This is a genomic window from Nocardioides sp. NPDC054178, from assembly GCF_055585005.1.
In genome coordinates this window covers 509,777-532,213 of sequence record NZ_JBVJKY010000004.1, presented here as the reverse complement: position 1 = coordinate 532,213, position 22,437 = coordinate 509,777, and the positions used below count along the sequence as shown (strand labels likewise).

General features: G+C 71.0%; 18 protein-coding genes. 6 read left to right on the top strand and 12 right to left on the bottom strand.

The window, feature by feature from the left end; translation table 11 throughout:
- The first annotated feature begins 3 nt into the window (after window positions 1-3).
- Window positions 4-498, top strand: coding sequence for a (2Fe-2S)-binding protein (locus ACZ6WN_RS18450; protein ID WP_465866569.1), 495 nt, complete (start codon window positions 4-6; stop codon window positions 496-498).
- Window positions 499-518: 20 nt separating this feature from the next.
- A complete protein-coding gene (locus tag ACZ6WN_RS18445) occupies window positions 519-1,109 on the top strand; it encodes a TetR/AcrR family transcriptional regulator (RefSeq protein WP_465866568.1) in 591 nt (196 codons plus the stop codon).
- Window positions 1,110-1,118: 9 nt separating this feature from the next.
- Here the strand turns inward: ACZ6WN_RS18445 and ACZ6WN_RS18440 are convergent, their stop codons facing one another.
- From ACZ6WN_RS18440 to ACZ6WN_RS18425, 4 genes are read right to left on the bottom strand one after another with little or no spacing between them, the layout of a single operon-like run.
- Window positions 1,119-2,102: an NAD(P)H-dependent flavin oxidoreductase gene (locus ACZ6WN_RS18440; RefSeq protein ID WP_465866566.1), complete on the bottom strand. Its 984-nt coding sequence runs from the start codon at window positions 2,100-2,102 to the stop codon at window positions 1,119-1,121.
- On the bottom strand, window positions 2,095-4,254 hold the full coding sequence (locus ACZ6WN_RS18435; RefSeq protein ID WP_465866564.1) for a 3-hydroxyacyl-CoA dehydrogenase NAD-binding domain-containing protein: 2,160 nt from the start codon (window positions 4,252-4,254) through the stop codon (window positions 2,095-2,097). The genes ACZ6WN_RS18440 and ACZ6WN_RS18435 overlap by 8 nt, the downstream gene beginning before the upstream one ends.
- A gap of 17 nt (window positions 4,255-4,271) precedes the next feature.
- The gene (locus ACZ6WN_RS18430; protein ID WP_465866562.1) at window positions 4,272-5,480 is read right to left on the bottom strand and encodes an acetyl-CoA C-acetyltransferase; all 1,209 of its coding nucleotides are present in this window, start codon (window positions 5,478-5,480) and stop codon (window positions 4,272-4,274) included.
- A 33-nt stretch (window positions 5,481-5,513) separates the two neighbouring features.
- A complete protein-coding gene (locus ACZ6WN_RS18425) occupies window positions 5,514-6,677 on the bottom strand; it encodes an acyl-CoA dehydrogenase family protein (protein WP_465866561.1) in 1,164 nt (387 codons plus the stop codon).
- A gap of 215 nt (window positions 6,678-6,892) precedes the next feature.
- Between ACZ6WN_RS18425 and ACZ6WN_RS18420 the strand changes: the two genes are divergently transcribed.
- The gene (locus tag ACZ6WN_RS18420) at window positions 6,893-9,205 is read left to right on the top strand and encodes an FdhF/YdeP family oxidoreductase (RefSeq protein ID WP_465866559.1); all 2,313 of its coding nucleotides are present in this window, start codon (window positions 6,893-6,895) and stop codon (window positions 9,203-9,205) included.
- Between the two features lie 80 nt (window positions 9,206-9,285).
- Here ACZ6WN_RS18420 and fdhD read toward each other — a convergent pair whose 3' ends face one another.
- The 6 genes from fdhD to ACZ6WN_RS18390 form a co-directional block, all read right to left on the bottom strand.
- Entirely contained in the window at window positions 9,286-10,122 is an 837-nt protein-coding gene (gene fdhD / locus ACZ6WN_RS18415) for a formate dehydrogenase accessory sulfurtransferase FdhD (protein ID WP_465866558.1), read from the bottom strand.
- Window positions 10,110-11,372 (bottom strand): MFS transporter, encoded by a 1,263-nt coding sequence (locus ACZ6WN_RS18410; RefSeq protein ID WP_465866556.1) that lies wholly within the window; start codon window positions 11,370-11,372, stop codon window positions 10,110-10,112. Before ACZ6WN_RS18410 ends, fdhD begins: the two co-directional genes overlap by 13 nt.
- A gap of 22 nt (window positions 11,373-11,394) precedes the next feature.
- Window positions 11,395-12,195 carry a family 1 encapsulin nanocompartment shell protein gene (locus ACZ6WN_RS18405; protein WP_465866555.1) on the bottom strand — a complete coding sequence of 267 codons (801 nt, stop codon included), beginning with the start codon at window positions 12,193-12,195 and terminating at the stop codon, window positions 11,395-11,397.
- Window positions 12,192-13,247, bottom strand: a complete 1,056-nt coding sequence (locus tag ACZ6WN_RS18400; RefSeq protein ID WP_465866554.1) for a Dyp-type peroxidase — start codon at window positions 13,245-13,247, stop codon at window positions 12,192-12,194. The genes ACZ6WN_RS18405 and ACZ6WN_RS18400 overlap by 4 nt, the downstream gene beginning before the upstream one ends.
- A 179-nt stretch (window positions 13,248-13,426) precedes the next feature.
- Window positions 13,427-13,930, bottom strand: coding sequence for a CBS domain-containing protein (locus tag ACZ6WN_RS18395; RefSeq protein WP_465866553.1), 504 nt, complete (start codon window positions 13,928-13,930; stop codon window positions 13,427-13,429).
- Window positions 13,931-14,078: 148 nt separating this feature from the next.
- On the bottom strand, window positions 14,079-15,335 hold the full coding sequence (locus tag ACZ6WN_RS18390; protein ID WP_465866551.1) for a PucR family transcriptional regulator: 1,257 nt from the start codon (window positions 15,333-15,335) through the stop codon (window positions 14,079-14,081).
- Between the two features lie 128 nt (window positions 15,336-15,463).
- Between ACZ6WN_RS18390 and ACZ6WN_RS18385 the strand changes: the two genes are divergently transcribed.
- On the top strand, window positions 15,464-16,384 hold the full coding sequence (locus tag ACZ6WN_RS18385; protein ID WP_465866550.1) for a hypothetical protein: 921 nt from the start codon (window positions 15,464-15,466) through the stop codon (window positions 16,382-16,384).
- 9 nt (window positions 16,385-16,393) lie between these two features.
- On the opposite strand, the gene ACZ6WN_RS18380 is transcribed toward ACZ6WN_RS18385, so the two are convergent.
- On the bottom strand, window positions 16,394-16,795 hold the full coding sequence (locus ACZ6WN_RS18380; protein WP_465866549.1) for a TIGR03668 family PPOX class F420-dependent oxidoreductase: 402 nt from the start codon (window positions 16,793-16,795) through the stop codon (window positions 16,394-16,396).
- A gap of 82 nt (window positions 16,796-16,877) precedes the next feature.
- On the opposite strand from ACZ6WN_RS18380, the gene ACZ6WN_RS18375 reads away from it, so the two are divergent.
- A complete protein-coding gene (locus tag ACZ6WN_RS18375; RefSeq protein WP_465866547.1) occupies window positions 16,878-17,609 on the top strand; it encodes a hypothetical protein in 732 nt (243 codons plus the stop codon).
- Here ACZ6WN_RS18375 and metH read toward each other — a convergent pair.
- Window positions 17,591-21,304: a methionine synthase gene (gene metH, locus ACZ6WN_RS18370; protein ID WP_465866546.1), complete on the bottom strand. Its 3,714-nt coding sequence runs from the start codon at window positions 21,302-21,304 to the stop codon at window positions 17,591-17,593. The genes ACZ6WN_RS18375 and metH overlap by 19 nt on opposite strands.
- A gap of 178 nt (window positions 21,305-21,482) precedes the next feature.
- Between metH and ACZ6WN_RS18365 the strand changes: the two genes are divergently transcribed.
- Window positions 21,483-22,331, top strand: coding sequence for a PAC2 family protein (locus ACZ6WN_RS18365; RefSeq protein WP_465866545.1), 849 nt, complete (start codon window positions 21,483-21,485; stop codon window positions 22,329-22,331).
- Window positions 22,332-22,437 lie beyond the last annotated feature (106 nt).

The following is a 22,437-nucleotide window of genomic DNA, read 5'->3' as shown; positions in this document are numbered from 1 at the left end:
CCCGTGCCCACCCACACCTTCCGGGTCAACGGCGAGCAGATCAGTGTCGAGGCCGAGGATGACGTACGCCTGCTCTGGGTGCTCCGCGACCTGCTCGGCGTCACCGGCCCGAAGTACGGCTGCGGGATCAACGTCTGCAAGGCCTGCACGTCCCATCTCAACGGTCGTGCGTTCAACCCGTGCGCCGTCCCGGTCGCCGACCTGGGGCCGGACGACGAGGTCACCACGATCGAAGGGCTTCCCGCCACCGCCGGCGAGGGCCCGGACGGGCTGCACCCGATGCAGCAGGCGTGGCTCGGGCACGACGTCGCCCAGTGCGGCTACTGTCAGCCCGGCCAGATCATGGCCGCGGTCGACCTGGTGCGACGCGTCTCAGCGGAGGGACGCACCGTCACCGACGCCGACCTGGACACGATCCGCAACATCTGCCGCTGCGGTACCTACCCGCGGATCCGACAGGCGATCATCGACGGGGCGGCACGGATGCCGCAAAACTGAATCTGTATTAGAATTCAGCCGTGGCATCGAAGTCGGAGAAGACCCGCAGACGGATCCTGGACGCGGCGGCGACCGTGCTCTCGCAGAGAGGATACGCCGGGATGCGCCTGGGCGAGGTCGCGGAGGTGGCCGGGGTGCAGGCGCCGGCGATCTACTACTACTTCGCCTCCCGCGACGAGCTGGTCGAGGAGGTCATGTGGTCGGGGGCGCACGACGTGCGCGTCCACGTCGAGGAGGCCGTCGCGGCGCTTCCCGACGGCACCGGTCCCGTGGACCGGATCATGACCGCGGTCGACGCCCATCTCCGCTACGAGCTGGAGATCTCCGACTACGCGACCGCCTCGATCCGCAACGCCCGCCATGTGCCCGAGGCGCTGCGGGACCGGCCGGCCGCCGAGGAGTCGCTCTACAGCCACTTCTGGCGTGACCTCTTCGAGGCGGCGAAGAAGGAGGGCGCGATCCGGGACGACCTCGATGCCACCACCTTCCGGATGCTCCTGCTCGGTGCGATGAACTGGGTCGTGGAGTGGTGGCGGCCCGAGACCCGCCGTCTGGAGGAGGTGATCGCCGTCGCCCAGGACATGGTGCGACGGACGGTCACCGCCTCCTGACCAGCGGGGTCAGCCGAAACGCCCCACCGCCCGGGTCAGCACCTCGTCCGCCTCGGCGACGGTCCGGGTGACGATCTCGCCCGCGGGCGGGATGTCGCGGATGAGGCCCTGGCACAGGCCCGTCGACCAGATCCCGGCCTCCAGGTCGCCGTCCTCGAAGACCAGGCGCCCGCGGGCGCCGGCGACGAGGGACTGGACGTCGGGGAACGTCCCGCCCGCCTCGAGGATGCGTACGACCTCGTCGCTGACCGCGTTCTTCGCGACCCGCGCGGTGTTGCGCAGCGGCCGGAAGATCAGGTTGGTGTCGAGCTCGCTGTTGGCGACGATCTGCTGCTTGACCGACTCCGCGACCGGCGACTCCTCCGAGCACAGGAACCGCGTGCCCATGTTGACGCCGTCGGCGCCGAGCACCAGCGCCGCGGCCAGGCCACGACCGTCGGCGAAGCCACCCGAGGCGATGAACGGGATGGTCAGCGCGTCGGCGGCCGCCGGCACCAGCACCAGGCCGGGGACGTCGTCCTCGCCAGGGTGACCGGCGCACTCGAAGCCATCGATCGAGACCGCCGCGACGCCGACCTTCTCGGCCTTCACCGCGTGCCGGACGCTGGTGCACTTGTGGATCACGCTCACCCCGTGCTCGGCGAAGAACTCCATGTGCGGCTCGGGGCTGGACCCCGCCGTCTCCACGATGGTGACGCCGGAGTCGACGATCGCGCGCCGGTACTCGTCATAGGGCGGCGGGTCGATGGAGGGCAGGATGGTCAGGTTGACGCCGAACGGCTTGTCGGTGAGCTTGCGGGTGCGTTCGATCTCCTGGGCCAGGTCGGCCGGCGTGGGCTGGGTCAGCGCGGTGATGATCCCCAGCCCGCCGGCCTCGGAGACGGCCGCGGCCAGCTCGGCGCGACCGACCCACATCATCCCGCCCTGCACCACCGGGTGGTCGATGCCGACCAGCTCGGTGAACCGGGTGCGGAGGGGCCGGACCTCACTCATAGAGCTCTCCCCTCTCGGCCCGCTCGACCAGCGAGGCCGGCGGCAGGAACCGGTCGCCGTACGCCGCGGCCAGCTCGCGGCAGCGGGCGACGAAGCCGCTCAGGCCACCGTCGTACTGGTTGGCGTACTGCAGTACGCCACCGGTCCAGGCGGGGAAGCCGATGCCGAGGATCGAGCCCACGTTGGCGTCGGCGACGCTGGTCAGCACGCCGGCGTCGAGGCAGGCGATGGTGTCGAGGGTCTCGGCGAAGAGCATCCGCTCCTGCAGGTCCTTCAGCGGCAGCGAGGTGCGGCCGGAACCGTAGTGCTCGCGTACGCCCGGCCAGATGCCGGCGCGCTTGCCGTCGGCGTAGTCGTACCAGCCGACGCCGTCCTTGCGGCCGGTGCGGCCCTGCTCGACCATCCAGTCCGAGACGGCCTCGGCCGGATGCTCGACCCACACCCCGCCCTCGGCCTCGGTGGCGGCGCGGGTCTCGAGCCGGATCTTGCGCGGCAGGGTCAGGGTGAGCTCGTCGAGCAGCTGCAGCGCCCCGGCCGGGTAGCCGGCCTGGAGCGCGGCCTGCTCGACGCTGACCGGCTCGACGCCCTCGCCGACCGCGGCGACCGCCTCGTCGATGAACCGGCCGATCACCCGGGAGGTGAAGAAGCCGCGGGAGTCGTTGACCACGATCGGGGTCTTGCGGATCTGCAGGACGAAGTCGAAGACCTTGGCCAGGGTCGCATCCGAGGTCTGCTCGCCACGGACGATCTCCACCAGCGGCATCTTGTCGACGGGCGAGAAGAGGTGGATGCCGATGAAGTCCTCGGAGCGCTTGACGCCCTCCGCGATCACGGTGATCGGCAGCGTCGAGGTGTTGGAGCCGAGCACAGCATCGGGCTCGACGACCTCCTGGATCTCCTGGAAGACCCCCTGCTTCACCTCGACGGACTCGAAGACCGCCTCGACGACGAAGTCGACACCCTCGAAGTCGGCGGGGTCACCGGTGGCGATGATTCGGGCGAGCAGGGTGTCCGACTTCTCCCGGGTCGTACGTCCCTTGGCGAGCGCCTTGGCCTCCAGGGAGCGGGCGTAGTCCTTGCCCTTCTCGGCCGCCTCGGCGCTGACGTCCTTGAGCACCACGTCGATGCCCACCTTGGCGCAGACGTAGGCGATCGCGGCGCCCATCATCCCAGCGCCGATGACCCCGACCTTGGTCGCCTGGAAGCGCTCGTAGCCCTCCGGGCGGCTGGCCCCGTCGGTGATGTGCTGCTGGTCGAAGAAGAACGCCTTGATCATGTTCTTGGCGACCTGGCCGTTGGTCAGGCTGACCAGGTAGCGGGTCTCGATCTTCGAGGAGGTGTCGAAGTCGACGTACGCACCCTCGACAGCGGCCGCGAGAGCGGCCCGGGGCGCGGGCATGGGGGCGCCCTTGAGCTGCTTGCGCAGCAGCGCGGGCAGGGCCGGGAGCATGCCGGAGACGCCGGGGCTGCGTACGTCTCCCCCGGGCAGACGGAAGCCCTTGACGTCCCACGGCTTGACCGGAGCGGGGTTCTCGGCGATCCACTGACGCGCCCGGGTCTCCATCTGGGCGGCGTCTGCGACGACCTCGTCGATGATGCCGACCTCGAGGGCCTGGTGAACGGTGAACCTGGTCGCGGGCAGGATCACCTCCTGCAGGGCCTTGGCCAGGCCGAACATGCGGACCATGCGAGAGATGCCGCCGCCACCGGGCAGCAGCCCGAGGCTCACCTCCGGCACGCCGAACCGGCTGGAGCGGTCCTCGAGGGCGATGCGGTGGTGGGCGCACAGGGCGACCTCGAGCCCACCGCCCAGCGCGGTGCCGCCCAGCAGAGCGACGACCGGGCGACCGTTGGTCTCCAGGCGGCGCATCCAGTCCTTCATCCGGTCGATGTAGGCGGTCTCCTCGGCGGCGCGCGAGGCGTCGCCGGCGCGGAGCCGGTTGAGGTCGCCACCGGCGAAGAAGGACTTCTTGGCGCTGGTCAGCAGCACGCCGGTGACGTCGTCGTGCTCGGCCTCCAGGCGGGTGACGACCTCCTCGAGGCCGATCATGAACGCGTCGTTCATGGTGTTGACCGACGACTCGGGGTCGTCGAGGGTCAGGGTGACGATGCCGTCGGTGCCGCGCTCGTAGCGGATCCCGGACTTGGTCATGGGGGGTCTCTCCGTTCTCAGACGCGTTCGATGATGGTGGCGATGCCCATGCCGGCGCCGACGCACAGCGTGGCCAGGCCGCGGCGGCCGCCGGTGCGCTCGAGCTCGTCGAGCACGGTGCCGAGGATCATGGCGCCGGTGGCGCCCAGCGGGTGGCCCAGCGCGATGGCGCCACCGTTGACGTTGACGCGTTCGTCGGGGATCTTCAGGTCGCTCTGCCACTTCATGACCACCGCGGCGAAGGCCTCGTTGAGCTCGAACAGGTCGATGTCGTCGACGGTGAGGTTCGCCTTCGCGAGCGCCTTCTCGGTCGCCGGCGTCGGGCCGGTGAGCATGATGGTCGGGTCGGAGCCGGTCACGGCGGTGGCCACGATCCGCGCCCGCGGGGTGAGCCCGAGCCGCTCCCCCACCTCCTGGGTGCCGATCAGCACCAGCGCCGCGCCGTCGACGATGCCGGAGCTGTTGCCGGCGTGGTGGACGTGGTCGATCCGCTCGACCCAGTGGTACTTCTGCAGCGCCACCGCGTCGAACCCCGCCTGCTCGCCGGGGACCGCGAAGGAGGGCTTCAGGGAGCCGAGCGACTCGACCGTGGTGCCGGGCCGGCGGTGCTCGTCGGTGTCGAGCAAGGTGACCCCGTTGATGTCCGTGACCGGCACGATCGACTTCCCGAAGCGACCCTCCGCCCACGCAATCTCGGCACGCTCCTGGGAGCGGGCGGCATAGGCGTCGACGTCCTCACGGGAGAAGCCCTCGATCGTGGCGATCAGGTCGGCGCCGATGCCCTGCGGCACGAAGTAGGCGTCGTACGCCGTGGTCGGGTCCTGCGCGTAGGGGCCGCCGTCGGAGCCGATCGGCACCCGGGACATCGACTCGACGCCGCCGGCGAGGACGAGGGTCTCGAACCCGGAGGCGACCTTCTGGGCGGCCAGGTTGACGGCCTCCAGCCCGGAGGCGCAGAACCGGTTGACCTGCACACCGGCGACGGTCTCGGGCAGACCTGCGACCATGGCGGCGGTGCGGGCGATGTCACCGCCCTGCTCGCCGACCGGGGAGACGACACCGAGCACGATGTCGTCGACCACGCTCGGGTCGAGGCCGGGGTTGCGCTCCTGGATCGCGTCGATCAGGCCGACCACCAGGTCGACCGGCTTGGTGCCGTGCAGTGCGCCACCGCGGTTCTTGCCGCGTGGCGTACGGACGGCGTCGTAGATGTAGGCGTCGGACACGAGTGCCCCTTTCGGTGTTGTTCGGTGGGGAGGTCAGAGACCGAGGTCGCGGCCGACGATCTCTTTCATGATCTCGGTCGTGCCGCCGTAGATGGTGGTGATGCGGGAGTCGAGGTAGTCCTGCGCGATCCGGTACTCGAGCATGTAGCCGTAGCCGCCGTGCAGCTGGACGCAGCGGCCGACGACCTGGACGTACTGCTCGGTGGTCCAGAACTTCGCGGCAGCCGCGTCGACGGCGCTCAGCTCGCCGCGCGAGTGCCGGGCGAGGAGGTCGTCGATGTAGGAGCGGCTGACCCGCACCGCGGTGACCATGTCGGCCAGCTCGAACCTGGTGTTCTGGAAGGAGCCGATCGCCTTGCCGAAGGCCTGGCGCTCCTTGACGTAGGTCAGGGTGCGCTCGAGCACGCCCTCGGCCGCGGCGACCGCGTTGGCGGCGATCGAGATCCGCTCCTGGGGCAGGTTGCGCATCAGGCCGATGAAGCCGCTGCCCTCCTCGCCGAGCAGGTTGGCCGCCGGGACGCGTACATCCTCGAAGAAGAGCTCGCTGGTGTCCTGCGCGTGCAGGCCGACCTTCTCCAGGTTGCGGCCGCGCTTGAAGCCCGGGCGGTCGGCCTCGATCACCAGCAGGCTGATGCCCTGGTGCGGGTGCTCGCCGGTGCGCACCGCCGTGACGACCAGGTCGGCGTTCTGGCCGTTGGAGATGAAGACCTTGGACCCGTTGACGACGTAGTCGTCGCCGTCCCGGACCGCGCTGGTGCGGATGCCGGAGAGATCGGAGCCGGTGCCGGGCTCGGTCATCGCGACGGCCACGATCAGCTCGCCCGCGGCGATGCCGGGCAGCCAGCGCTGCTTCTGCTCGTCGTCGGTCAGGTCGGTGAAGTAGGGGATCACGATGTCGTTGGAGAGCCCGACACCGGCGAGTCCGTCGGAGACCGGGTGACGGGCGAGCTCCTCGCCGAAGATCGCGTTGAAGCGGAAGTCGCGGGTGCCTCCCCCGCCGAACTCCTCGGGGATGTTGAAGCCGAGCACCCCCGCCTTCGCGGCCTCGGTGAACAGCCAGCGGTCGACCTTGCCCTCCCTGCTCCAACGTTCGGCGTGGGGGGCCGCGTGCTTGTCCACGAACGCTCGGGCGGTCTCCCGGAACGCTTCGTGGTCCTCGTCGTACAGGTGGCGATCCGTGGGGATGGCACCGCTCATCAGCAACTCCGATCTTCGTTTTTTAAATCGTATTAGATTTTAAAACTCTGTCAAGAGGGGCCGCTGTCGCCGTCCACCGCCGACGCTGTCGGAGCCGACATGATCCGGCCGCCGGGCCTGTCGCCGCTCGCGATGACGCTCCGGCGGGACTAACGTCGATGACGAGGCGCGGCCTCCCGGCACGCCCGCGGTCACGACATGCAGAGGAGCGCGAGATGGTCGATCAGCACACCTCCGACCTGGACACCTCCGGCCAGGGGCCGGTCCCCGCAGGCGAGTGGAAGCAGCGCGACTACCACCATCCGGCGGCCGGCTGGGGCGCGGCGGCCTCGGTCATGAAGGTGCTCTCCCGCGAGCAGGCCATCGTCTCCGGGACCAGGGCGATGTTCAAGATGAACCACGAGAACGACGGGTTCGACTGCCCGGGCTGCGCATGGCCCGACGACATGAAGGGGCTCAAGCTCGACCTGTGCGAGAACGGCATGAAGCACGTCGTCTGGGAGATGACGAGCAAGCGGGTCGACCGCGACTTCTTCGCCGCCCACACGGTCAGCGAGCTGGAGACCTGGTCCGACTTCGAGCTCGAGGACCAGGGCCGGCTGACCGAGCCGATGGTCTACGACGAGGCGAGCGACCGCTACCTGCCGATCTCCTGGGCCGACGCCTTCGCGCTGGTCGGCGACTCGCTGCGCGGCCTGGACTCCCCCGACGAGGCCGCGTTCTACACCTCGGGGCGCCTCGGCAACGAGGCCACCTTCCTCTATCAGCTGTGGGCGCGCGAGTTCGGCACCAACAACCTGCCCGACTGCTCCAACATGTGCCACGAGGCCTCGGGGCGCGCCCTGACCGCCGCGATCGGGACCGGCAAGGGCACCGCGGACCTCAAGGACTGGGAGTGCGCCGAGGCGCTCTTCGTCCTGGGCGTCAACGCCGCCTCCAACGCGCCGCGGATGCTCACCGCGCTGACCGAGGCCTACGACCGTGGCGCCCAGATCGTGCACATCAACCCGCTGGTCGAGGCGGCCGCCCGCAAGGCGATCATCCCGCACGAGTTCGTCGACATGGCCCTCAACAAGGCCACCCGCACCAGCACCCTCAACCTGCAGGTCCGCCCCGGTGGCGACCTCGCGCTGATGCGCGGGATGGCCAAGGCGCTGCTCGAGGAGCACCGCACCGACCCGAAGGCGCTCGACGTCGAGTTCATCGAGCGCTACACCTCGGGATTCTCGGACTATCGGGACCTGGTCGAGTCGACCTCCTGGGACGACCTCACCCGCCAGGCCGGGCTCAGCGAGGCCGACATCCGCAAGGCCGCCGCGGTCTACTCCGCCTCCGACCGGACCCTGATCAGCTGGTGCCTCGGCGTCACCCAGCACGAGCACGGTGTCGACACGGTGCGCGAGATCGTCAACGTCCTCCTGCTGCGCGGCAACCTCGGCCGCGAAGGTGCCGGCCCCTCCCCCGTACGCGGCCACAGCAACGTCCAGGGCAACCGCACCTGCGGCATCGACCACAAGCCGACCGGCGCGTTCCTCGACCGGCTCGAAGAGGTCTGCGGCATCACCCCGCCGCGCGAGCGCGGCCTCGACACCGTCGGTGTCATCCGGGCCATGAACGAGGGCCGGGTCAAGGTGTTCGTCGGCATGGGCGGCAACTTCGTCATGGCCGCTCCCGACACCGTCTACACCACCAGCGGGCTGCGCAGCTGCGACCTCACCGTCCAGGTGAGCACCAAGCTCAACCGCAGCCACCTGGTCCACGGCCGCACGGCGCTGATCCTGCCCTGCCTGGGCCGCACCGAGAAGGACCACCAGGCCGGCGGCCTCCAGGAGACCTCCGTCGAGGACTCGATGAGCATGGTCCATCTCTCCCGCGGGATGAAGCGGCCCGCCTCACCCCACCTGCTCTCCGAGCCCGCGATCATCGCCGGGATGGCGCGGGCGACCCTGCCGGAGAGCGCGAGCCCGTGGGAGTCGTGGGTCGAGGACTACGACCGGATCCGCGACGTGATGGCCAAGGCCCTGATCGGCTTCGAGGACTTCAACCGACGGGTCCGGCTCCCGCTGGGCTTCCGGCTCAAGCAGCCGGCCCGCGAGCTGGTCTTCAACACGCCGACGGGCCGCGCGGAGTTCTCCACGACGCCCCTGCCCGACGTCATCCCGGCCGACGAGGACGTCCTCGTGCTCCAGACGATGCGCTCCCACGACCAGTGGAACACCACGATCTACTCCGACGACGACCGCTACCGGGGCATCGAGAACCTGCGTACGTTGATCCTGATGCACGAGGACGACATGCGCTCGCGCGGGATCAGCGAGGGTTCCCTGGTCGACATCGTCGCCACCGCCAAGGACGGCAGCGTCCGGTCCCTCCACGGCTACCGCGCGCTGCGCTACGACCTCCCACGTGGGAGCGCCGCGGGCTACATGCCGGAGATGAACGTGCTGATCGGGGCCAGCGACTACAGCCTGCAGAGCGACCAGCCGCTGATGAAGAACGTGAAGGTCCGGGTCACCCCGAGCCGCTGACCTGGCACCCGGCCCGCCGGTCGCCATCCGCTGGTCGAGCCGCCGGAGCCGCTGGGCGGAGGCGTGTCGAGACCAGCGCGTCAGCCGACGGGGACGGTCGCGATGCGGTCGGTGCCGGCGTAGATGTTCATCGAGGATCCGCGCAGGAAGCCGACCAGGGTGAGGCCGTTGTCGTCGGCCAGGTCGACGGCGAGCGAGGAGGGGGCCGAGACGGCGGCGAGCAGCGGGATGCCGGCCATCACGGCCTTCTGGACGAGCTCGAAGGAGGCCCGGCCGCTCACCATCAGCATGCTGTTGCGCAGCGGCACCAGCCCCTCGCGCAGCGCGTGCCCGATCACCTTGTCGACGGCGTTGTGGCGGCCGACGTCCTCGCGTACGCAGAGCAGGTTGCCCTCCGCGTCGAAGAGCCCGGCCGCGTGCAGCCCGCCGGTGCTGTCGAAGACACGCTGCGCCTCCCGCAGCCGCTCGGGCATCGTCGCCAGGAGCTCAGGGGTGACCTGCAGGGTGTCCTCGGCGACCGACCAGGCCGAGGACGTACGCACCGCCTCCAGGGACGCCTTCCCGCACAGCCCGCACGAGGAGGTCGTGTAGAAGCTGCGCTCCAGGGAGGCGTCGGGAGGCGGGACGTGCGCGGCCAGGCCGACGTCGACCACGTTGTAGGTGTTGCCGCCGTCGGCGGTGGCACCGGCGCAGTAGCGGACGCTCGCGACGTCGTCGGCGGCGTGCACGACGCCCTCGCTGACCAGGAAGCCGATGGCCAGGTCGAAGTCGCCCCCGGGCGTGCGCATCGTGACGGTCAGCGGTCGCCCGTTGACCCGGATCTCCATCGGCTCCTCGGCGGCCAGCGTGTCGGGCCGCCGCGAGACCACCCCGTCGCGTACGCGCAGCACGGGCCGTCCAACTGTCACTCGTCCCATGTCAGCTCCTGTGGTGTGGGGTCGGGTCGGGAGGGGTCCTGGTCGGCGTGCCTGGCCGCGTGCACGGCGGCGCCGATGAGCAGGATGAAGCCGATCAGGGCCAGGCCCCCGATCAGTTCAGGATACGAGGCCGACCTCGCCATGACCGCGAGCAGCAGCGGTGCGAGGAAGCCGCTGTGGGCCACGCCCTGGAACAGCGCCGACACCGTCGGCAGCGCGCCGGGCGGGGCCAGCCGGCCGATCTCGGCCAGTCCCGACTCCAGCGTCAGGCCGTAGCCGGCACCGAGGAAGACCGCCGCGGCCAGCACCAAGGGCGGTGAGACCTCTTCGATGGCGAGGGCGCCGAGCAGCAGCCCGACGACCACGGTGCCCATCGCGACGAGGGTCGCGCGGGCGCTCCCGGGCCGGTCGATCCGCGCCGCCAGCGGCTGCACCGCGAGGCCCACCAGCAACGTCACCGCCGCGACCAGCCCGCTGAACAGCGGCGCGTGGTCTCGCACGCGGTCGAGGACGAACGGCGGCAGGACCACATAGGAGACCGTCACCGCCGCGAAGATCGCCGGGCTGGCCGGCAGCACGATCCCGACGAAGCGGGGGTGGGTGATGGCCGACCAGCGGTCACCGGCCGGCGCCGGGGGCGGACGCCTGGTGATCGCGCACATCTCCGGGATGCGCGCGGTGAGCGCGAGCACCAGCAGCGCGAAGCCGCCGTGCACCAGGCACGGCACCACGGACGGCGCCGGGAGCCAGGCGGCCAGGGTCCCCGCGAGCAGCGGCCCGAGGGCGAAACCGGCTCCCGTCGCGTACACCGCGAAGCGGGCGCCGCGGTCGGGCCCCGGCGAGAGCGCCCGGAGCCAGGCGGCGCCGGCCGAGACGATCAGCCCGGCCGCGACCCCGGTCACCAGCCGGCTCACGACGACGGCCTCCACCGAGACCTCGGCCAGTGCCAGCAGGAGGCTGCCGGCGGCGGTGACGGCCAGGGCGAGGCGTACGACCCGGCGGTGGCCGAACCTGTCGGCGACCCGGCAGCCGAGGAGCAGCGCCGGGACCAGGCCGGCCAGGTAGACGGTGAACACCACCACGACCGACATGGTCGACCAGCCCGCCTCGAGCCGGTAGACCACCGAGAGTGGCGTGAACTGGTTCGCACCCCAGCCCGCCGCCACCAGGGCCGCCGCGACCAGGACGCGGTCGGTGCGTGCACCCGGCGACGCCGAGGTCGCCTCCGACGCTCCCCCGAGCGTGCTCACCGCGGCCACCACCTCCGTCCGCTCAGCCGACCGGCAGAGGAACGCTCGCCTCCGCCGTGTAGGCGAAGAACGTCAGCGACTCCTCGAGGTAGAGCTCGATGCCCTCGGCGTCGTGGGCGGTGTAGCCGATCGAGAGGTCCATCCCGAGATGGAGCTCGTGGTCGCCACCGCGGGTCGAGACCAGCAGCGCGCCCTGCAGCGCCGGCGCCCAGACGATCTCGCCGTCGAGGAGCCGCGAGAGGTGGTGCAGGATCGGGTAGCCGTGGTCGGTCGTCTCCGAGACCGCGGTGTAGGCCTCGGCGGACAGCAGCAGGTCGTACGGCCCATCCACGCCGGCCAGGCGCAGCGCGCTGACCGCCTTGGCGACCGCGTCGGGCACCTGCCGTGGGTCCGAGGGAAGCGGCACCGGCGTGTTGGAGCTGGCCGGAGCGATGCCGGAGATCCCGGCCGCTGCGGACCCGTGGAAGATCGCCGTGTCCTCGGCGGCGGCGATCGCGGTGGCGGCGTCCTTGACCGGCTGCCAGTCGGAGTCCTGGGCTCCGCGCTCGACGTCGTCGACGGCCTCGCGGGTGACCCGGAACGGGGCCCGCAGCTCCACGAGGAGCTGAGCCTGCCGCTGACGCGCGGTCACCCCGCGGGCCGGTGCCTCCAGAGGGGTGAGATGACCGGTGCCGACGGCCGCGAGCTCGCTGCCCGAGGGACCGACCACGTCCACCACGCGGCGGCCGGCGATCAGCTGCTTGAACGTACGCCGGGCCTCCTCCTCGATCTGCCCCCAGGCGGACTCGGAGATGGGGGCGAGCTCCCGATGAAGGTTCCTCATGCTTGATCACTCCTTCTGGCGCTGTGCGCCAAGCTTCCGATGCCGAGCGAGCCGTCGACGGTGGCGACCGGTCTCGGTCGCTCGCGAGGTGGGGTGCGGGCGAGGAACGGGTCGGGGTCCTCGAGGAAGGCCGCGGGCGGGACGAAGAACAGGCACCCGGTGACCGCGGTGGAGAAGTCGAGGATCCGGTCGTGCCGCCCCGGCGTACGGCCCAGGAACATGTTGCGCAGCATCTCCTCGGTCACGCCCGGGTCGGCGGCGTAGCCGATGAAGTAGGTCCCGAACTCCCCGGTGCCCACCGCACCGAAGGGCATGTTGTCGCGCACGATCACGCGCTCGGTGCCGTCGGGGTCGGTGATGGTGTTGAGCGCGACGTGGGAGTCCTCGGGCTTGACCGAGTCGGGCAGCTCGATGTCACTGAGCTTCTTGCGGCCGACGATCAGCTCCTGTTCCTCGACGGAGAGCTTGTCCCAGGTGTCCAGGTCGTGGAGGTACTTCTGGACGATGACGTAGCTGGACCCGACGTACGTCTCCTCGGGGTCGGTCTCGCCGTAGCCGACCAGCGCGGCCGGACCCGACTCGGCCGCCGCCGTCGGGCTCTCGGTGCCGTCGACGAAGCCCAGCAGGTCGCGCTCGTCCCAGTAGCGGAAGCCGTGGACCTCGTCGACGCAGTCGACGAGCCCGTCGAAGAGCACCATCAGCTGGCGGCCGAGCTCGAAGCACAGGTCGGCGCGTCCGGCACGGATATGGAACAGCAGGTCGCCGGGGGTGGAGACCGCGACGTGCTTCTCCCCCGCGAGCGGGCGGAACGGGTGGAGCCCGTCCGGGCGCGGGGCGGCGTAGAGCCGGTCCCAGGCCTCTGCCCCGATGCCGACCACGCAGCTGAGCGCCGCCTCCGGGATGCGGAAGCCGATCGCGCGAGTGACCCCGGCGACGTCCGCGAGCGCGTCGCGGGCCGCCTGCTCCTGGCCGTCCCTGACCGTCACGGTGAGGAAGATGGCCGCCTTCGCGGGTGGTGCCAGCACGTCCTGTGCCAGGTCCTGCGGCGTCACCTGGGTCTCCTGCCTTCTCGCAACTCCGTCGCGGCGTCACCGCCGACGATAACCAGCACGACGGCCGGTCGCTTACCTGTCCGGGCATTCCCTGTTCGCGTCCACAGGACTCGTTGTCGGCCCCTCCAGGGAACCGTCATCCGCTCCTGGCGAGACCGGGAAGGCGCCGTCGCCGACCGTCATGGCTCGGCCGGGCAACCTCGCCCGTCGCTCCGTTCCTGGGCCCTGGCCCAGACCCCTGCGTCGCAGCAGAAACCGCGACCGCTGCGCTTCAGGCACAGGAGCCCGACGCACCGACCGTCCTCGACCACGGCGAGCCGGCGGATGCCGGCGCCGGTCATCCAGGTCCAGGTCGTCCACAGGTCGGCCCGCGGCCCGACGGTCCGGCCCGACAGGGTCCCGAGCGCCGTCGCCGGCTCGTCGTCGTGTGCCTCGGTGAGGTCGTGGCGCTCGATGACGGCCAGCAGCCTGTCACCATCGGCCACCAGCCCGGCGTGGACGTGGTCGTCGCGGAAGAGCTCGCGTACGTCGCGACCCGTCGCCGTCGCCGGGAGCAGCTTCGGGCGGCGGACCATGGCGTCGGCCACGGTCGCCTCACCGGGCGCGGACGCCTGCCGCCCGCCGCCGAACTCGACCCCACCCTCGTTGCGGGTGGTCGACTGCTCGATGTGGGTGAGGGGCACCTGTCCTCTTCTCGTTCTCGCTGAGGTTCCTGGCGGACACCACGGTACGCCGCGACCGGGCTCCTCGTCGCCGGTCACCGCGGTCGCTGTCGGCGCGCACACCGACTGCTGTGGTGGCCGACCACTCGCCGGTGCGGGCGAGCACCGATCAACCCGGTGGCCGGGAGCGCAGCGGGCCGGCGCCCGGACGCTTCCGGGCGTGGGTCGCCCACAGCTCCGTCGCGGAGGCCACCCGCAGGGCGTAGGCGGCAGCCGCCAGCTCGGCGACGTCCAGCGGCTCGGCCAGGGACCGGCCGGTCAGCTCCTGGATCCGGCGCAGCCGGTTGCGCACCGTGTTGGGGTGACAGTAGAGAAGGGTGGCGGCGCGCTCGGCGGAGCCGGACTGCTCCAGGTACATGTCGAGGGTCTCGAGCAGCAGCTCCCGGTCCTCGGCGGGCTGGCGCAGCACCTCCCCCAGGACGCTCTCCGCGAGCCGGCGGCCCTCGGCCGGTTCGTAGACGACGAGCGCGGCCAGCGGGCTGTGGTCGAAGGTCCGCAGCCCCGCGCTGCCCGGCTCCAGCCCGGCCAGCGCCGCTCGGGCCAGGCGCAGCGCGCGCGGAGTCTCCGGGAGCGCCGCGTAGGGCGGGCTCACCCCGGTGCGGGCGTCCGCGAAGCCGCGCAACGTCTCCAGGACCTCCTCCTCCCGCTCCTCGGGGAAGGAGACGATGCCCAGCTGCTGTGCCGGGGTCAGCCGCCACCCGGAGACGAAGCCCTTCTCGGCGAGACGCTGCTCGACGTTGACCAGACTCTCCTTGGCGAGCCCGTTGGTCTCGGCCGCGACCACGATCAGCAGCGCATCGGTCGGGAAGCCGAGCAGCGCGGCCGCCTCCCAGGGCCCCGACTCGGGGCCGGGACGCCCGGTGAGCACCGCCTCGACGACCGCCGAGCGTCGCCGCTGCTCGGCCAGCATCAGCTCGGCCGTGGTCGCCCGGTAGGCCTCGGTCAGGACGACGGCGTGCTCGTCGGTGAAGCGCCAGATCACCCCGGCGGTCTCGATCAGGGCGTCGGTGGGCTGCCGGGTGACCTGCACCTCCTCGACCAGGGCCTCCCAGAGCGCGGCGAAGCAGATCCGGTAGGCCTGCAGCACCTCCGGGAGCGGCACCGCCTGCCTGGCCCGCCGCCTGCCGGTGCGGGCGGAGGCCTCCAGGTCGAGCTCGGCGTGCGGGTCGCCGATCGCGGCGACCACCGAGCGCAGGTTGTGGGCGAAGGACTGCCGCAGCTCGTCGAGGGAGACGGCCCCGCGCTCCCGGTCCCGGTAGTAGGTCGTGATCCGGTCGGCGACCCGCGCGCTCGCCTCCTCGGCGAGCCGGGCGATGTTCTGCTCCGCCCACGCCGCGAGCCGAGCTCGCTCGTCCTGTCGTGCCACTCGCCCTCCTTCGCCGGTCCCGGAACCATCCTGTCATCAGCCGGGTGCCACCAGATGAGCCGTCGACTCTGCACGGGATCGCCCGGCCACGTACGATCTGCCTACCGACGACTGGGGCCGGAGGTTCCGTGAACGAAATCCAGCTCAGCGACCTGAGCCTTGGACGCCATATCGCCCAGGGCTCGCAGGGTCGCATCATCGAGCTGGCCGATCATCCCGGGACGGTCGCGAAGCTGTACCGAACCCGCGAGCTCGGTCTCGTGGACGGCCGCGCCCTGGCGGAGCTGGTGCGGATCCGCGGGTTCGTCGAGAGCGAGGGCCTGCAGGTGGACCACTTCGCCGCCTGGCCGCACACGGTCGTGCTCGACGGGCTGCGCACCGCCGGCTTCCTGATGCAGCGGGTCCACGACCCGTTCCTGGCCGGATTCGGCCCCACCACCGCGCTGGCCGAGCTCGGCCTGCTCGTGGACAGCGGTGACGTACGCCGTCCGGGGGTCTACGAGCGGGTGCTGCTGATGCGGGCGCTGGCCGCGGTGATGGACGCGCTGCACCGGCAGGGCCTGGTCCTCGGCGACCTCTCGCCGCGCAACATCGCCTGGTCGGTCTCGCCGGTGCCTCGGGTGATGCTGCTGGACTGTGACGGGATCCGCCCCGCCGGCGAGGACGGCGTGCTGCCCCCCGCCGACACCCGCGGCTGGGAGGACCCCACCAACGTCGGCCTGCCGCCGACCGCCGACAGCGACCGCTTCAAGCTGGCCCTCACGATCGCCCGCGTGCTCACCGGCGACCGCAACGCCGCCCCCGCGCTCCGGCCCGACCTGACCTTCGCCGGGGAGGCCGGCATCCTGGTCGGTCCGCTGACCCGGCTGATGGACCAGGCCGCCGGTCCTCCCGGGATGCGCCCGACCGCGTCGCAGTGGGCCACCGTCCTGGACGTACGCAGCCCCTGGGCCGGGGCGGCCCCGCCGGTGCCGCCGGCGGCGATGCGCTCGCGCGGTCCGTCTCCCAGCGGGGAGATCCTGCGCCCCTTCCGCCGCCAGTCGCGCTGACCCGCGGCCTCAGGTCGCCGACCAGCCGGACCACCCGGTGACGTCGATGACGATCACCGGGCCGGTCGGCGGCCGCTCGCGGTAGTCGGCGTACTTCGCGACCAACGGGCCGAGGTCGTGGGTGGCGTGCACCCGGGCGACGCCGTCGGCTCGCGCCCACCACAGCTGCGACCAGTCGTCGTCGTAGGCGTCGGCCAGCAGGGACACCGCCGGGTTCGCCGCGATGTCCTCGAGGCGCCGCAGCCGCGTGGTCGACTTGGGCTTGTGGTCGACCGCGGTGAGGATCACGTCGCCCGCAAGGGCGAAGACGATCGGCACGATTCGCGGCGCACCGACGGCCGAGACCGTCGCCAGCCGAGCCACCCGCGCCTGCGTGAACCGCCCCCTGGCCCACTGCTCGTCATGTCGCACCGCTCGAGCCTATCCGCCTCGACGCGGGCGGGTCGGAGTCCGGCGGCTACGGTGTCCCGCATGCCCTCTGACCTCCCGCCCCGTGCTGCCGGCTGAGGCCGAGCGGCTGCTCACCACCGACCTGGTCGAGTGGCTCGCCGACCTGGTCGATCCGGCGCTGATCCGGCAGGAGTCGCCGACGGCGCGGCTGCAGGGACTGCGCAGCGCGGTCGTCCACCGGGTCGCGGTCAACGAGGCCTCCGCGCTGCTCCACTTCCGCGACGGGCTCGAGCACAACCCGCTGCCGCTGCGCGACCAGGACGGGCTGCGGCTGGTGCTCGTCACCAGCCGCGGGGAGGACCTGGCCGTCGACGACGTGGAGTTCACCGACTGGAGCCGCGACGACGACTGCCAGCGCTGCCGGACCGCGCTGGAGAGCTGGGTGCAGCCGGCCTTCGACCCCACCTCCCGGATCACCGCGGTCGGCGCTCTCCACATCGCCTACGACCACGCCGACCGCGCCGGCATGCCGCCCAAGGAGATCCTGACCCGGCTCCGGCCCGCGGTCGCCGAGGCCAATGCGGCCCTCGGGTCGTGGGACGCCTCGACCGTCGGGGCCTACTGGTACCCCGGCACCGACACCTGGGCCCACGTGATCCCGCTCGCCCTCGACCCGGACCGCGACCCGGTGGCGGGCGTGCTCACCCGCCACCCGGACGGCTATCACCTCGTCACGATCCTGACGCGGCGTACAGCCTTCTGGAACGTGGTCAGCGTGGGTCAGGTGCCGCCGTCGTGGCTGGACAACCCCGAGACTCAGTCCTCGGGGTCGTAGCCCAGGTTGGGCGAGAGCCAGCGCTCGGCCTCGGTCATCGTCCAGCCCTTGCGCCGGGCGTAGTCGGCGACCTGGTCCTGACCGAGCCGGCCGACGACGAAGTACTGCGAGTCGGGGTGGCCGTAGTAGAGGCCCGAGACCGACGCGCCGGGCCACATGGCCATCGACTCGGTGAGCTCGATGCCGGTGTTCGCCTCCACGTCGAGCAGCGACCAGATGGTCTGCTTCTCGGTGTGGTCGGGGCAGGCCGGATAGCCCGGAGCGGGGCGGATGCCGGCGTACTTCTCGGCGATCAGGTCCTCGTTGGGGAGCTTGCCGTCGCCGCCCTCGTCGGCGGCGTAGCCCCAGAACTCCGTGCGTACGCGCTGGTGCAGCCGCTCCGCGAACGCCTCGGCGAGGCGGTCGGCGAGCGCCTCCAGCAGGATCGCGGAGTAGTCGTCGAGGTCGTCCTTGAACGCCTTGACCCGGTCGGGCAGGCCGATCCCGGCGGTCACGGCGAAGGCACCGACGTGGTCGGCCCCGGCGCCCACCGGCGCGACGTAGTCGGCCAGCGACTTGTTGGCGACGCCGTCGCGGTGCTGGCCCTGCTGGCGCAACTGGAACAGCGTGGCGCGCTCCTCGGTGCGCGTGTCGTCGGTGTAGACGACCACGTCCTCACCGGTCGAGTTGGCCGGGAAGAGACCGTAGACGCCGCGCGCCTCGAGCCACTTCTCCTCGATGATCCTGTCGAGCATCTCCTGGGCGTCGTCGAAGAGCTTGCGCGCGGTCTCGCCGGTCGCCGGGTTGTTGAGGATGTCGGGGAAGCGTCCCTTCATCTCCCAGGCGTTGAAGAACGGCTGCCAGTCGATGTAGTCGCGCAGCTCGGCGATGGAGTAGTCGACGAGCGTGTGCACGCCGAGCTGCGCCGGGGCCGCGGGCAGCGTCGAGAAGTCGATCTCGGGCTTGTTGGCCTTCGCCTGGACGTACGTCAGCGACGCCCGCTCGCTCCGCTCGGCATGGCGCGCGCGCAGCGAGTCGTAGTCGACCTTGACCTCGGCCATCAGCTTCTCGCGCCGGCCGGTGTCGAGAAGGGCGGCCGCGGTCGGCACCGAGCGGGAGGCGTCCTTGACCCAGACGACCGGGCCGTCGTAGGCCTTGTCGATCTTGACCGCGGTGTGGGCCCGCGAGGTGGTGGCGCCGCCGATGAGGAGCGGCAGGTCGAGCCCGACCCGCTGCATCTCGGTGGCGAAGCCGACCATCTCGTCCAGCGACGGCGTGATCAGCCCGGAGAGGCCGATGATGTCGGCGTCGTGCTCCTTGGCGGCGTCGAGGATCTTCTGCGCCGGCACCATCACACCGAGGTCGATCACCTCGTAGTTGTTGCACTGCAGCACCACGCCGACGATGTTCTTGCCGATGTCGTGGACGTCGCCCTTGACCGTGGCCATCACGATGGTGCCGTTCTTGGTCTCGGCGTCGCCCGGCTTCTTCTCGGCCTCGATGAACGGGATCAGGTAGGCGACCGCCTTCTTCATCACCCGGGCGCTCTTGACCACCTGCGGCAGGAACATCTTGCCGGCGCCGAACAGGTCACCGACGACGTTCATGCCGTCCATCAGCGGCCCCTCGATGACCTCGATCGGACGGCCACCACGCGCCGAGATCTCGGCGCGGAGCTCTTCGGTGTCGGCCTCGACGTAGGCGTCCAGGCCCTTGACCAGCGCGTGGGTGATCCGCTCGCCGACCGGCAGCTCGCGCCAGGCCTCGGCCTTGGCCTCCGCCTCGGGTGAGTCCTTGTTGTACTTCGAGGCGATCTCCAGCAGCCGCTCGGCGGCGTCGGCGCGCCGGTTGAGCACGACGTCCTCGATCCGCTCCCGCAGCTCGGGGTCGACCTCGGAGTAGGGCACCAGGGCGCCGGCGTTGACGATGCCCATGTCCAGGCCCGCCTCGATGGCGTGGTAGAGGAAGACCGCGTGGATCGCCTCGCGCACGGGGTTGTTGCCGCGGAAGGAGAAGCTCACGTTGGAGATGCCGCCGGAGACCTTCGCCCCGGGGAGGTTCTGCTTGATCCAGCGCACCGCCTCGATGAAGTCCACGCCGTACGTCGCGTGCTCCTCGATCCCGGTCGCGACCGCGAACACGTTGGGGTCGAAGATGATGTCCTCGGGGTCGAAGCCCACCTCGTCCACCAGGATCCGGTAGGCCCGCTCGCACACCGCGATCCGGCGCTCGTAGGAGTCGGCCTGGCCGTCCTCGTCGAAGGCCATCACGACCGCCGCCGCGCCGTAGCGCTTGCACAGCTCGGCGTGCTCGACGAAGGACTCCACACCCTCCTTGAGCGAGATCGAGTTGACGATCGGCTTGCCCTGGACGAGCTTGAGGCCGGCCTCGATGACCTCCCACTTGGAGGAGTCGATCATGATCGGGACCCGGGAGATGTCGGGCTCGGAGGCGATCAGGGTCAGGAACCGGGTCATCGCGGCGACGCCGTCGATCATGCCCTCGTCCATGTTGACGTCGATGACCTGGGCGCCGTTCTCGACCTGCTGGGCAGCCACCGAGAGCGCGGTGTCGAAGTCGCCGGCCTTGATCAGGTTGCGGAACTTCGCCGACCCGGTGATGTTGGTCCGCTCCCCCACGTTGACGAAGAGGCTCTCCTCGGTCACGGTGAACGGCTCCAGGCCGGAGAGCCGGAGCGCGGGCTCGACCTCGGGCACGTCGCGCGGCGCGACGCCCTCGACCTGCTTGGCGATCTCGGCGATGTGGGCCGGCGTGGTGCCGCAGCAGCCGCCGACCAGGTTCACGAACCCGGCGGTGGCGAACTCGTGGACGTGGCCCGCGGTGTCGGAGGGGCCCTCGTCGTACTCGCCGAAGGCGTTCGGCAGCCCGGCGTTGGGGTAGCAGGAGACGAAGGAGTCGGCCACCCGGGCGAGCTCGGCGATGTAGGGGCGCATCTCCTGGGCACCGAGCGCACAGTTGAGGCCGACGAGGAGCGGCTCGGCGTGGCGTACGGAATCCCAGAACGCCTCGGTGACCTGCCCCGACAGGGTGCGGCCGCTGGCGTCGGTGATCGTCCCGGAGATGACCACCGGCCAGCGGCGGCCGTACTCCTCGAAGACCTGATCGACGCCGAAGATCGCCGCCTTGGCGTTGAGGGTGTCGAAGATGGTCTCGATGAAGATCAGGTCCGAGCCGCCCTCGAGGAGCGCACGGGTCGCCTCGGCGTAGGCGTCGCGGAGCTGCTCGTAGGTGACGTTGCGGGCACCGGGGTCGTTCACGTCCGGGCTGATCGAGGCCGTACGCGTCGTCGGGCCGAGCGCGCCGGCGACGTAGCGCGGCTTCTCGGGGGTCGAGTAGATGTCCGCGGCCGCGCGGGCGAGGCGGGCGGCCTCGAAGTTGATCTCGTAGGAGAGATCAGCCAGGTCGTAGTCGCTCAGCGAGACCGCGTTGGCGTTGAACGTGTTGGTCTCGATGATGTCGGCGCCGGCCTCGAGATACTCGCGGTGGATGCCCTCGATGATCTGCGGCTGGGTCAGGTTGAGCAGGTCGTTGTTGCCGATCAGGTCGACGTGCCAGTCCTTGAAGCGTTCGCCGCGATAGCCGGCCTCGTCGGGACGGTCCCGCTGGATCGCAGTGCCCATCGCACCGTCGAGCACCATGATCCGCTTCTTCAGGGTCGCGGTCAGGGTCTCGGTGACATCAGGGCGCAGACTCACTCTTGTTTCCTCTCCCGGGCGGGCACGGCTTTGCCTGAAACACGCTACGGCGTAGGTGCGCAGGCCATGCCATTTCATTCCGAATCCTGACACTGGCAGTCCACCAGGTGGGAATTGATGAGGTGTACGCAGGGTGAACGACACCGCTCCTCTGGTCCCGGTGACTAGGGTGGAGGGTGTGATCGAGATCGAAGAGACCCGCGACCTGGTCGATCCTGTGGTGATCGCCGCGTTCGAGGGCTGGAACGACGCGGCCGACGCCGCCTCCGGCACGGTGGACCATCTGATGGACGTCTGGCACGCGCGGGTGGTCGCCGAGATCGACCCCGAGGACTTCTACGACTACCAGGTCAACCGGCCGGTCACCAGCACCGACGAGAACGGCTTCCGTTCCATCACCTGGCCCACGACCCAGGTCGCCGTCTGCTCCCCGCCCGACCTGGACCGCGACATCATCCTGGTGCGCGGCATCGAGCCGAACATGCGCTGGAAGCAGTTCGTCGGCGAGATCCTGGAGTGCGTCGACGAGCTCGGCGGCCAGCTCGTGGTGACCCTCGGGGCGCTCCTCGCGGATGCTCCGCACACCCGGCCGATCCCGGTCTCCGGAACCGCCACCGAGCCCGACCTCGTCGACCGCCTCAAGCTCGACTCGCCGTCCTACGAGGGGCCGACCGGCATCGTCGGCGTGCTCCAGGAGGCCTGCGTCCAGTCCGACATCCCCGCGGTCTCCTACTGGGCCGCGGTCCCCCACTACGTCGCGGCCCCGCCGTGCCCCAAGGCCACCCTCGCGATCATCAACAAGCTCGAGGACCTCCTGCAGTGCTCGATCCCCCTCGGCGACCTCCCCGAGGACTCCCGAGCCTGGGAGCGCGGCGTCAACGACCTCGCCGAGGAGGACGAGGACGTCTCCGACTACGTACGCTCCCTGGAGGAGGCCCGCGACACCGCCGACCTCCCCGAGGCCAGCGGCGACGCGATCGCCCGGGAGTTCGAGCGCTACCTCAAGCGCCGCACCGACGACAACTGACCCGCTGGTCGAGCCCGCGAGCGCCAGCGAGCGGTGTCGAGACCAACACGGTCCCATCGAGCGCTGGCGTGGGCCGGGGGGGGGGCGGCCCCCCGCCCCCCCGCGG

Excerpts from the sequence above, each read along its gene's own strand:
- ACZ6WN_RS18440 (WP_465866566.1), bottom strand. The coding sequence starts at position 2,102 with ATGAGTGAGGTCCGGCCCCTCCGCACCCGGTTCACCGAGCTGGTCGGC.
- ACZ6WN_RS18435 (WP_465866564.1), bottom strand. The coding sequence starts at position 4,254 with ATGACCAAGTCCGGGATCCGCTACGAGCGCGGCACCGACGGCATCGTC.
- ACZ6WN_RS18425 (WP_465866561.1), bottom strand. The coding sequence starts at position 6,677 with ATGAGCGGTGCCATCCCCACGGATCGCCACCTGTACGACGAGGACCAC.
- ACZ6WN_RS18420 (WP_465866559.1), top strand. The coding sequence starts at position 6,893 with ATGGTCGATCAGCACACCTCCGACCTGGACACCTCCGGCCAGGGGCCG.
- fdhD (WP_465866558.1), bottom strand. The coding sequence starts at position 10,122 with ATGGGACGAGTGACAGTTGGACGGCCCGTGCTGCGCGTACGCGACGGG.
- ACZ6WN_RS18405 (WP_465866555.1), bottom strand. The coding sequence starts at position 12,195 with ATGAGGAACCTTCATCGGGAGCTCGCCCCCATCTCCGAGTCCGCCTGG.